Genomic DNA, 11,490 nt, shown 5'->3' with positions numbered 1-11,490 from the left:
GTAGCGGATGGATTAATTAATAATTAAATAAAATGTAGAGAGAGGTAATTAAAATGGCTTTTGTAAATATGAGTGAAATAGCTTTCACGGAATTTAAAAAGTTTCTTAAGGAAAACAATGTAACTTCAGATGAAATAAGAATTAATTTAACAGGTAATGGCTGAAGTGGCCCTGTGTTTAATCTTGTTCTGGATGAACAAAAAGAAGACGACAATGTTGAGAAATTTGGAGATATTAAATTAGTGGTAAAAAAGAGTGTTAATGATGAATTTGGAAATTTAGTAATAAAATGTGGCGAGGAAAATGGTCTAGAGGGATTCTCTATCGAACTAGAAAATAAACAAGAAGCGGAATGTGCCAGCTGTAGTAGCTGTAGTTAAAAATCCGATTTAAGCCTAATTATATAGGTAAAAGGAGATTAGAAATTTTGTAATTAATAATAATAAAAGGAACAAGAAAGCATATGCTTTCTTGTTCCTTTTGTTGTATAGCTTTTTACAATCTATAAATCGAGATTAACTATAGTTCTACCTTTGTGAGTTCCATTAAGTATAGCATCTATTTCTTTATTTAATCCTTCTAAAGATACTTCATTCACATTAGTATATAAATCAGTAATCTTCCAATCTAAGGATAATTCATTCCAAATTCGCAGTCTAATATCCATAGGGCATTTAACAGAATCTATTCCAAGTACTGAGATTCCTTTTAAAATAAAAGGATAGACTGACGTTTTAAATTCATCAGATGCAACATTTCCACAACAAGTTATACTACCACCATAATTGGTTGTTTTAATGGCTGTAGCTAATATATTTCCGCCTACTGTGTCTATTACTCCGGCCCATCTAGGCTTTAAGAGTGCTTTCCCAGAAGCGTCATCTATTTTATTTCTATCAATTATGTTTTTTGCACCTATTCCAAGTAACATATCTTTTTCAGAAGCTTTTCCTGTAGCAGCAGTGACATTATAACCAATCTTGCTCAAAATTGAAATGGCCATACTTCCTACTCCGCCTGTTGATCCAGTTACTAATATTTCTCCGTCACTAGGCTTAACACCTAAATTAACTAATTTATAAACTGATAGTGCAGCAGTAAATCCAGCGGTACCGTATATCATACTCTCTCTTAGAGAAAGATTTGAGGGAAGTTCTACTACTCACTCCGCAGGGACTCTAATATACTCTCCGTAACCACCCGATGTACTCATTCCTAACGCATATCCTGTTACAAGTACCTCAGCACCAATTTTTATACTATCATTATTGCTTTGGACACAATACCAGCAGCATCGATTCCTGGTGTGTGTGGAAAATTTCTAGTTACACCTTTATTTCCTGTAGCGGAAAGAGTGGGGATATACAAGTTTTAAAATCTCTTATTTAATAAGTTATTTATTTTACTATTTATATCCTCAACATTTACGGAATTTATTATTTCATCATTTAAGTTGTATTTTTGTTTAAGACTCAATATCCGGTATACACTCTCATCTATTCTTTGCCCCGATATATCGCCATTTGATATTGCGTTTTTCAATGCATTAATTACGTTTACCTCATTATCATAACCGTGGCAAACTAACACAATATCAGTTCCTGCCTTTACTGATTTAACAGCAGCTTCTCCAATATTATAATTTTTTACTATAGCACCCATAGTCATATCGTCAGTGATTATAACGCCATTAAAATTAAGATCACCTCTTAATATATTAGTAATAATTATTTTCGACAATGAAGATGGATTTTCACTATCTATCTTAGGTAAAAGTATATGTGCAATCATTACTGCATCCGCATTATTTTTTATTGCTTCTGTAAAAGGTATTAGCTCTAAGCTCTTTAACCTTTTTAAATCATTATTTACAGAAGGTAATCCCAAATGAGAATCTACAGAGGTATCTCCATGTCCAGGAAAATGTTTCACTACAGGTATAATATTTTCCGATTGAATGCCCTTCATAGTTTGAATTCCTAAGTTACTTACGATATTAGCATCTGCTCCGAAAGACCTATTTCCTATAACTGGGTTCTTTGAATTACTGTTAACATCAAGAACCGGCGCAAAATCCATATTAAAACCAAAGGAACCTATCTCCATTGCAATAGTACTACCTATACTGTAAGATAAGACAGCATCATTTACTTTTCCTATTGCCTTATTTGTTGGGAAGTTTCTAAATTCCTTAGGCATTCTTGTTACCCTACCACCCTCTTCATCAACAGATAAAAATAGTGGAATTTTATTTTTTAGATTTTCACTTTTTAATGAATTCAATAGATTAAGTAATTGATTAGTATCCTGAATATTATTTGAGAATAATATAACTCCTCCAATCTTAGACTTTCCTATGAGGCTTTTAGTATTCTCATTTAAATCATATCCATCAATTCCGACTACAAGCATTTGTCCTATCTTTTCATCTATAGTCATTTTTCCTATTTGTTCTATGATTGGATCTATTGGTTCAGGCTCAGGTTTTACTTCTGAATCCTGTGTGTTATTTTCTTTTGGATTACCTTGAGCATCATCTACCTGTGAGGAATTATTACGTATACTACAACTAGACATAATTGATAAAATAAATAGTAACACTAGAATTAAACTAGATTTTTTTAACATTGCTTCGCCACCTTTTTTTTCTAACACTCTAATCTTGTCCTTCTCCAATTATACAGAATTTTAATCTGGATTTCAAATACTTAATATTAAGGTATGGATCAAGTAATGTAGAAGATATAAGCATATAAAAACCGACTATCTATTAAAGAAAGTCGGTAAGTTAGAAAATCATTTTTCTTCTAAAATGATTTTATTATATTTTTGTAATTTTATAATTATACGCTCTTTAATAGTATCCATAATGGAAGTACTGGAGTTTTCATGAAAGTCAAAATCGTACAGGATATCGATGCAATCTTCTAAAGTTTTAACTGCATAAATGTGAAATAAGTTATTTTCAATGGCATCCAATACTTTTATGTTTAATATTAAATCACTAACATTACTATAGGGAATAATTACTCCATGAGTTCCATCTAAACCATATAAACTACATATGTCAAAAAAGCCTTCAATCTTTTCATTTACACCACCAATAGGTTGAATTTCACCCTTTTGATTTATAGAACCTGTAATTGCAAGACTTTGTTTTATTGGAAATTCAGAAAGACTGGACAATGATGCAATAAGTTCAGCACCGGAGGCACTATCTCCTTCAATTCCAGAATATAATTGTTCAAATACAATACTAGCATTAAATGAAAGTGGAATAGTTTGTCCTAATAATTCGCCCACAAAACCAGATAGAATGAGAATTCCTTTACTATGAATACTACCACTCATATTTGCTTCTCTTTCAATATTAATAATACCTTTTTTGCCAGCATAGGTTGCCACTGTGATTTTGTGTTGTTGTCCAACAGTACAGATAAGCCATTAATTTGACCTACTCTAGTGCCTTTTAAATCCACTATATATAACCTGTTTTTATACATGTCCAAGATTTTTTTCTTATAAAGATTGTGCATATTTTGGAATTCTTCAATGGAACCTAAAATATGAGATTCATCTATTAGATTAACGCCTTGCTTCCTTGCTAGCACTGAAGCTAAGTCGATAATTTCAAGAATTTTGTTCATAGAAGCAGTTAAATAAGCTCTATTTTCAGCTAGTCTAGCTGCATAACGTAAAATTTCAACAATTCCATTTCTTGTAATGTTCAGAAGAGAATTTTCAGTAATATAGTGAGTTAGAAAACCTAATATCTTTTGTAAGTTTTCTTTTTCATTTTCTATTTGATGGTCAAACTCAGCTTTGATTTTAAATAATTCGTTAAAATCATCATCGTTGTTTAAAATAGAATAAGACATATTTGTTCCAATAAGGATAATTTTAACCTTTAGAGGAATGTCCTCAGGACTTAAATTAATTATAGGATACAATTCTAAATTGGATTTGGCATTTTCTACTATAATGGAATTAGATTTTAAACATCTCTTTAATACTTTCCAAGAAATAGGATTAGAAAAAAACTGCTCAGCATCCATAATTAGAAAACCACCATTTGCAAGATGTAGGCTACCTGAGCGAATCATAGTAAAATCGGTAATGATACTACCCGTATCATTTTTATATTCTATCTTACCAAATATGTTATTATACTCAGGAGAGGCTTCAAAAATAACAGGAGCACCTTTTCCTTTTCTATTGGTTACAAGTACATTTACTTCATATCTTTTAAAGAAGTTTTTGTCTAGAACTTTATTGTTCTGTGTATCTTCATCCATATAATCTAAAAACATATATATATTTTCCATAATGTCCAGGCGGAGTAGATTTAAAAAATGGTCTACTTTATCATTAGAACCATATTTATTCTTAAGCGTGTTGATTTTATTATCTATGAGACTTGCTGTAATAACATCATCGAGAGCTTTTAATTCAGTATCCATTTCTTTGTTTGAAGCTTGCAGTTTATTTAGTACATCATAGGAAATTAATTTGAGTTTATTTAAACCCTCATTTAGGATGTCTTTTTCTGACTCATGTAATTGGTTGTAGATGTCTGAATCCATATCTTTACCGTCTATTAATGGAATGAAAACAAAATTCTCCTCTGGAGTTATTTCAACCCTAAAATGTAATGGTCCAGCAGTATAATACAACCCTTTAGAAAAATGAATACTAAGCTTTTCATATTTTTCAATAATATTAGTCTTTCTTTGCTCATAACTTTTATCATTAAAAAGGGTAGGTGCCTCTTTGAAGATGGAAGCAATAAATTCATCAAACTCTTTCTTAAATTCAGTTGCGGTTTCGGTTAAAAGAGGAATAGCTAAAGGTTTGATTTCTTCTTCGAAATTATAGACATAACACCAATCACTAGGAGCTGGAAGGTCTTTTGCATATTCTTCTACCTTTTTTATGATATAGCTTGTCTTTCCGGTACCACTTTCACCAGAAACAAAAATATTATAGCCTTTCTTATCCATTTCTAGTCCCAAATTTATGAATTTAATAGCTTGTTTTTGACCAATAATATTTTCAAAAGGCAGAATTTCCATGGTAGTTTTAAACATAGGAAGGTTATCAAAAGATAACTGTAGGTCTTTTCTTTTTAATTGTATATAATTTTTCAATATAACACCTCCTAAATTTGTGGTGGATAAAGTAAATTAATAGAAAGATTCAGAATATTTCAATTAATTATATCATAATTTGTCGATAGAGTATATTGGTAGATCTCATTAGTAGTAATATACTAATTAGCTATGGTTTGAAGTAAGATTTTAATATGAAATATATGTTGAGTTCTATATATGCACGTGTTACAATCACTTCAGATATTACTAATAATAATAATTCTAAAATTTAAATAAATTATAGTTTTCTAGGGTTCCGCAGTTTATGACTGGACTGGTCCAAGAGAAGACGCACAGTTAATGTGTACACGGAAGGATAAAAGCCTGGGAGATATTTTAAATAATATTTCTTTGGCTTTTTTTTTATTAAAGTCTTGCCATAAATATTATTATTAGTTATTTAATTAAAAAATACATTAAATTAGGAGGAAATGATTATGGAATGGTTATATTTAGTAGTAGCAGGAATTTTTGAGGTGGAATGGGCAATTGGATTAAAATATTCAAGAGGGTTTACAAAGCTAATGCCTAGTTTATTAACCATATTAGGGATGATAGCAAGTTTCTATTTTTTATCATTATCTTTAAGAAAACTTCCAATAGGAACTGCATATGCAATTTGGACAGATATAGGAACTGTTGGGACTGTAATTTTAGGTGTTGTTTTGTTTAAAGAACCTTTTGATATTATGCGTATAATTTGTATTGCATTGATAGTTAGTGGAATTGTTGGGCTGAAATTAATACCAATACATTAACAACCTGAAAAGGTTTTACTTCATAATTCTACTAATTTGTATTTAGTAGATAATATTGTTATACTAGTGAATATGCCTATTTCTGATGATTAAAATTTTATCTATTTAGTAATATATTGATTTGAATTTTTATTAGCTAATAAAATAGCATATTACTAAAAGAGAGGGTGATTTTATGAAGGAAAAAATAACTGGACAAGACTTGGAAAAAAAGCTTTATTCAAGAAATTTCAAAAAATATGGAATGGACATGAATCCCGTAGTAGCGCTAACTACAGCGATATTTATTTTAATATTTATTATTTATGCAATAATTAATTTAGAACATGCAAATAAGATGTTTGAACTTGTGAAAAATTACATTATAACAAGATTTGATTGGGTATTTATATTAACAAGCAATTTTTGCATAATTATTTGTTTGTATTTTGCATTTTCTAAGTTAGGGAGTGTAAAAATTGGAGGGGTTAATAGCAAACCTCAGTTTACTAATTTTGCCTGGTATTCTATGTTAATATCTGCAGGAATGGGAATCGGACTTATGTTTTGGGCAGTAGGCGAACCTCTGTATCATTCTGAGTTTATACCACCGATTTTTAAAAATGGTGAAATTGCATATTCTGCTATGGCAACAACCTTTTTCCATTGGGGACTTCATCCATGGGGTATTTATGCATTAATAGGATTGGCATTAGCTTTTTTTGCCTATAATAAAAATCTTCCACTATCTTTAAGATCTGTATTTTATCCTCTTTTTGGAGATAAAGTTTTTGGTACATTAGGAGATATTATAGATACGTTAGCAGTCCTTTCTTGTTTATTTGGGTTAGCAACTTCACTAGGTCTTGGAGTTCAGCAGGTAAATAGTGGACTTAATTATCTTACAGGACTTCCAATGAACGTATACATACAAGTTTCATTAATAGTTATTATAACTGGTATTGCAACTTTGTCTGTAGTTTCAGGAATAGACAAAGGCGTTAAGTTTTTATCTGAAATGAACATAAAAATAGCAGTTGTGTTTATGTTAGCAGTATTAATTATTGGACCTACAGGATATATTATAAGATTATTTTCTAATTCGCTTGGTGTATACTTAGGAGGCTTAGTAAAATCGGCTTTCTTTATATCACAAGGAAGTGATACTTGGCAAGGCGATTGGTCAGTATTTTATCTTGCTTGGTGGATTTCATGGTCACCATTCGTTGGAATGTTCATAGCTAGAATATCTAAAGGCAGGACTATAAGGGAATTTGTACTTGCAGTTCTTATAGTACCTTCATTACTATCTTTTATATGGTTATCTGTTTTTGGTGGTGCAGCTATGTACATTAATTCAGAAGCTGGAGGAGCATTATTTGCTGTAGTTCAAGATAACCTTCCAGTAGCAATGTTTGAAATGATAAGTATGCTTAATTTCCCATTCTTAGGTGGTTTATTTAGAATAGTTTTATCAATACTTGGAACAGCGCTTGTAATATCATTTTTCATTACTTCTTCCGATTCAGGATCTATAGTTGTAGACAATATAATATCAGGTGGAAAACTTGATTCTCCAGTTGCTCAAAGAATATTTTGGGCTTGTATGGAGGGAGTGGTAGCAGCCGCACTACTTCTTATAGGAGGAGAAAAAGCGCTAGGAGCTCTTCAAACTGCAGTAATAAGTACAGGACTTCCATTTGCCATAATACTTGTAATGATTGCTATATCTCTCATTAAGAGTCTTAAAGTATCACATAGAAAACAAAAGGCAATAAGAGATGTAAAATGGTTTGAAAAATTGGCGAAAGTAGTAGAAAATGAAGAGGTAAGTAAATAACATTGTTAACATTCAATTCATTTAACTGAGACGAGCCTCCACTTTAGAAGTGGAGGCTTGTAGCTCTATTACACGTGGTACTAACTACTATGACTATTGAGCTATAAAAAACAAGCTATAGAAATAATAAGGAGAATAAGTATGGGTATAAGATTGGCTGAACATAAAGACTTTGAAGCCTTGGTAGAAATATATAATCAAGCTATTGTAACGCATCGTTGTACTGCATATATGGATATATTTTCTGTGGAGCAAAGGATTTCCTGGTTTGAGGAACATCAATCATTAGAGTATCCAATTTATATATACGAAGTTGATAACAAAGCTGTAGGATATTTATATTTTACTGCTTATCGTCCAGGAAGAAGAGCTATGAAATATACTGCAGAGATTAGCTACTATATTCATAACGATTATCAAAAACAGGGAATAGGAACAAAATTTATGGAATTTGCAATTGAAGAGAGTAAAGAATTGAACTTTAGAAATTTAATTGCAATATTGTTAGAATGGAATATTCCAAGTATAAGGTTGCTCCGGAAATTTGGATTTAAGGAATGGGGATGCCTACCTGGAAGTGCAGATTTCGATGGTGAAATATGTTCACATTTGTATTATGGATTAAAGGTATAAAAAGTGAATGATTTTTAAATACCAGTTAATATTTAAAATTTATGGTATATTTAGTATGAGATTAGCTATAATTACTACATATTTGTAAAATATCGACCATCAATAATAGACCAGCTAGTTAAAGTCAAGTATTAACCTAAAAAAAAATTACTAAGTTTATTGCACAACAAAAAAGCCATTTTCAAACACGAACAATGGATAATTAAGTGGGATTTCTTTATATTAAAAAGTTTAAGCTACTTCTCTAGAATGATTTTCTATATACATTCTTTGATGTAATTTAGGATCTCTTAACTGGTAAGCTTCTTGGTTTCTTAAAACTGCAAATATGTATTTTATAAGCTTATGCATTATTGCGACCTTAGCTTTTTTACCTTTAAGATTTTCTTGGTAATATTCGAGTAAAACAGGGTTTGTAGGCTCTCCATTTCTTTTGGTTCTTATAGATGCTAAAGCAACTGCATAGAGTGCTCTCCTACCAAAACGAGTACCACGTTTAGACATTTTAACTCTGTCTCCTTTGAATTTACCAGATTCATTTACACCTGGATCAATACCAAAGAAAGCTACAAGTTGTTTAGGTTTTAAGAATTTATCAATTGCACCAATTTCAGCAAGTATAGTTACAGCAGTGATATATCCAACACCTCCGATGGACATTAGTAGCTCAACATTTTTATTCACCGTAGGTGGCAGGTCATCGCTGTCAATGAAACTTTTAATTTCATTTAAAAGTTTAGTTATTTCATTATCAAGAGCCTCGTATAAAGATATACAAGTTGTTATAGATATTGAAAGTCTTGGAGCCGAAAGGCTAATATACTTGGCTGCAGTTGCACATTCAATTAATTGATCATACTTTTTTTCAGCCCAATTGATGCCTTTTCTTGAGCAAAGAAGAATATCGATAATATCGTCCTTTGGTGCTGAAATAACTAGTTGGGGTATTGGATACTTTTTTAAAATATTTATGGAAGAATTACCGCATGTATCAGAGAAAATTTCTTGATACCCACTAAATGAAAGTGTAAGCGAACTGCTAAGTTTTTTCTTATAGCTTGAACGATCATCAATAAGCTTATAATAGTCTCGTATCATTAATTTTAATGAGAAAATATTAAAGTCAATATCACTTGAAACTTTGATATCCTCATATTTTCCTAAACTGGCGATAGATAAAGAATCATTTTTATCATTTTTAACTTTTCTTATATCCTTATTCTTGTTACAATTAGTAACGAGTGGATTGATAATAAATGCATCAAATTTGTTATCCTTAAGAAAGTGGAAAAGAGTAAGGTGGTACACGCCAGTGGACTCCATGAAGAATACAGGCTTCATGGCATACTCTTTTTCCACTTTTTTTATTTGCTCTAAAAAATAGTTAAAGCCTTGTACCGTATGATTAATTTTAAAAGGCTTTCTAAACTGACTACCGTCAGGGCAAAGAATTGAAGCAACATCAATACCAATAACTGTGCTATTTAAATATTTCGGCATAATAAATATCTCCTTTTTATTCAAATTGAGATAGAGTAGAGATTCCACTTCTATCAGTTAGTTTGCAACCTTGTTAGTTACACGGGTAATTCCAAAATAGGAAACCCAACCAGCTAAAACACAAAATACTCACTGATGGAATGATACGCTATTTTACGAGTATAGGTATAAAAATACCTCTCAGGAGGGATACATCTATTTTCTGTATTCATGAGATATTATAGCAGCGTGAAATAGCAATGTTAAGTTTTCTAGTGGAATCTAAGGGATAAAAAACCAATATTGAAGGTATGATTAAAAGTATGAAATGAATAAAAATAATGTGAACATTAACTAGGATAAGTAAAGAAATTATTCGTTATATTTATGAGTGGTTTCTTATCAAACTTATAACTAGATTATACAAGGAGGATAGTATTATGGAAAGTAATAGAAAATGTCCAATCTGTGGTTGTGAAGAAATTGGACAAGGGAAATTAACAGGTTACGCTGTTATGGCACCAATTAAAGGTAATATTTTCAATATGGGTTCAGCAACAATTGCTGATATTTGTACTGCGTGTGGTCATATTTTATCTATGAGGGTTGAAAAGCCAGAAAAGTTTAAGTAGTATGAAAGTTTTAAAAGTTATGCCGAACTTGTAAAAAATAACAGACGTATTATTCTAATATTATAAAATAAAGGATGGGAATTTTTCCTCCTTTATTTTTTTACGTATTAATGATTACATATCCTAATATTGCAATAAAACGTTAGAAACCACATATTGACAGTGCGGAGGTGATTATAGTACTATTTATATATGGCTTATAGTACATTATATGATATAATTCCACTAAAAATGCATGGAGGTTAGTATGGCTATTATTGACATGGTATTTAAAATAGATGCACAACACCGGCTAAAAAAAGTTATTTGTCTAGGAGAAATTAAAAAATGGCCGGAAGTTGATTTATTGTTAGAATTAATAGATGAAAAGATGGAATATGTACTAGGTACCTCTCTTAAAACTGAAGGAGGAATAGTAGAAATCAAGAACAAATTTTTTAAGTATCAATGGGTTTCTGAACCAGATGGTGCAACTATATATCTAAGTAGTGATGGGGTATTGTTAGATTTTTACGAACAAACAATTAAACACGTCACCGAAGGTATTCAGATATATGATAGAAATGGATGCTTTTTACATGGAAACCCAGCCAGTGAGGATTTAGAAAATTATTCGAACAATGATTTTAGGGGAAAACATGTGCTAGACATATATAATTTAAAAGAAGAAATTAGTACAAGTCTAACGGTACTTAGAACACAAAAGCCTGTTATTAATCGATGCGACCGATTTAAAATGAAATCAGGTAAGAATTTAGTCACAATTAACACAGGATATCCATTAAAAATAGAGGGGAACTTATATGGCGCTGTTATTTTTGAAAGTAATTTATCTGTATTAAAACAAATCCAGAATCGTACATATCATCTTGAGTCTTATGTAGAAAGTAAACAGCGGTTACAACAATATACGAGATATACTGGATTGTCAACACTTTATTGTACAAATTTTATTCGGTCATGTTTGCTAGGCGATATTCTACTGGTGTCATATAATTTAGAGCACTATGAATACGCTT

11 protein-coding genes and 1 riboswitch are annotated in these 11,490 nt (G+C 30.9%); of the genes, 6 read left to right on the top strand and 5 right to left on the bottom strand.

What is annotated here, in order from left to right:
* Positions 1–173: 173 nt before the first annotated feature.
* Positions 174–380, top strand: a complete 207-nt coding sequence (locus ACJAX4_RS17740) for a hypothetical protein (RefSeq protein ID WP_435790779.1) — start codon at positions 174–176, stop codon at positions 378–380.
* Positions 381–502: 122 nt separating this feature from the next.
* Here ACJAX4_RS17740 and ACJAX4_RS17735 read toward each other — a convergent pair whose 3' ends face one another.
* The 4 genes from ACJAX4_RS17735 to ACJAX4_RS17720 form a co-directional block, all read right to left on the bottom strand.
* A complete protein-coding gene (locus ACJAX4_RS17735) occupies positions 503–1,123 on the bottom strand; it encodes a zinc-binding dehydrogenase (RefSeq protein WP_435790778.1) in 621 nt (206 codons plus the stop codon).
* Between the two features lie 248 nt (positions 1,124–1,371).
* Positions 1,372–2,628, bottom strand: a complete 1,257-nt coding sequence (nagZ, locus tag ACJAX4_RS17730) for a beta-N-acetylhexosaminidase (RefSeq protein ID WP_435790780.1) — start codon at positions 2,626–2,628, stop codon at positions 1,372–1,374.
* A 168-nt stretch (positions 2,629–2,796) separates the two neighbouring features.
* Complete coding sequence (locus tag ACJAX4_RS17725; RefSeq protein ID WP_435790777.1) at positions 2,797–3,351, bottom strand: S16 family serine protease; 555 nt, start codon at positions 3,349–3,351, stop codon at positions 2,797–2,799.
* On the bottom strand, positions 3,348–5,147 hold the full coding sequence (locus ACJAX4_RS17720) for an AAA family ATPase (protein ID WP_435790776.1): 1,800 nt from the start codon (positions 5,145–5,147) through the stop codon (positions 3,348–3,350). The genes ACJAX4_RS17725 and ACJAX4_RS17720 overlap by 4 nt, the downstream gene beginning before the upstream one ends.
* 240 nt (positions 5,148–5,387) lie before the next feature.
* Positions 5,388–5,483, top strand: a riboswitch (guanidine-I (ykkC/yxkD leader).
* A 104-nt stretch (positions 5,484–5,587) separates the two neighbouring features.
* Between ACJAX4_RS17720 and sugE the strand changes: the two genes are divergently transcribed.
* From sugE to ACJAX4_RS17705, 3 genes are all read left to right on the top strand, one after another.
* Entirely contained in the window at positions 5,588–5,908 is a 321-nt protein-coding gene (sugE, locus tag ACJAX4_RS17715) for a quaternary ammonium compound efflux SMR transporter SugE (protein WP_435790775.1), read from the top strand.
* Between the two features lie 175 nt (positions 5,909–6,083).
* Positions 6,084–7,727, top strand: a complete 1,644-nt coding sequence (locus ACJAX4_RS17710) for a BCCT family transporter (RefSeq protein ID WP_435790774.1) — start codon at positions 6,084–6,086, stop codon at positions 7,725–7,727.
* A 141-nt stretch (positions 7,728–7,868) separates the two neighbouring features.
* Positions 7,869–8,360: an N-acetyltransferase family protein gene (locus ACJAX4_RS17705; RefSeq protein WP_435790773.1), complete on the top strand. Its 492-nt coding sequence runs from the start codon at positions 7,869–7,871 to the stop codon at positions 8,358–8,360.
* Between the two features lie 231 nt (positions 8,361–8,591).
* On the opposite strand, the gene ACJAX4_RS17700 is transcribed toward ACJAX4_RS17705, so the two are convergent.
* Complete coding sequence (locus ACJAX4_RS17700) at positions 8,592–9,860, bottom strand: IS110 family transposase (RefSeq protein ID WP_435790772.1); 1,269 nt, start codon at positions 9,858–9,860, stop codon at positions 8,592–8,594.
* A gap of 419 nt (positions 9,861–10,279) precedes the next feature.
* Between ACJAX4_RS17700 and ACJAX4_RS17695 the strand changes: the two genes are divergently transcribed.
* Both ACJAX4_RS17695 and ACJAX4_RS17690 read left to right on the top strand, forming a co-directional pair.
* Complete coding sequence (locus ACJAX4_RS17695; protein ID WP_435790771.1) at positions 10,280–10,471, top strand: transcription initiation factor TFIIIB; 192 nt, start codon at positions 10,280–10,282, stop codon at positions 10,469–10,471.
* 247 nt (positions 10,472–10,718) lie between these two features.
* Positions 10,719–11,490, top strand: a 772-nt coding sequence (locus ACJAX4_RS17690) for a PAS domain S-box protein (protein ID WP_435790770.1), incomplete at its 3' end; no start/stop codon positions are given.

Origin of the sequence: Clostridium sp. (genome assembly GCF_051278035.1) — a bacterium.
Lineage (GTDB): Bacteria > Bacillota > Clostridia > Clostridiales > Clostridiaceae > Clostridium_AD.
Note: the sequence above shows the minus strand (reverse complement) of the source record. Positions and strands in the feature narration are given on the sequence as shown.

Bases quoted from the DNA above. Each gene is read 5' to 3' on its own strand.
- ACJAX4_RS17700 (WP_435790772.1), bottom strand. From the start codon at position 9,860: ATGCCGAAATATTTAAATAGCACAGTTATTGGTATTGATGTTGCTTCA.
- ACJAX4_RS17725 (WP_435790777.1), bottom strand. From the start codon at position 3,351: ATGAGTGGTAGTATTCATAGTAAAGGAATTCTCATTCTATCTGGTTTT.
- ACJAX4_RS17705 (WP_435790773.1), top strand. From the start codon at position 7,869: ATGGGTATAAGATTGGCTGAACATAAAGACTTTGAAGCCTTGGTAGAA.
- ACJAX4_RS17710 (WP_435790774.1), top strand. From the start codon at position 6,084: ATGAAGGAAAAAATAACTGGACAAGACTTGGAAAAAAAGCTTTATTCA.
- ACJAX4_RS17695 (WP_435790771.1), top strand. From the start codon at position 10,280: ATGGAAAGTAATAGAAAATGTCCAATCTGTGGTTGTGAAGAAATTGGA.
- ACJAX4_RS17735 (WP_435790778.1), bottom strand. From the start codon at position 1,123: ATGATATACGGTACCGCTGGATTTACTGCTGCACTATCAGTTTATAAA.
- nagZ (WP_435790780.1), bottom strand. From the start codon at position 2,628: ATGTTAAAAAAATCTAGTTTAATTCTAGTGTTACTATTTATTTTATCA.
- sugE (WP_435790775.1), top strand. From the start codon at position 5,588: ATGGAATGGTTATATTTAGTAGTAGCAGGAATTTTTGAGGTGGAATGG.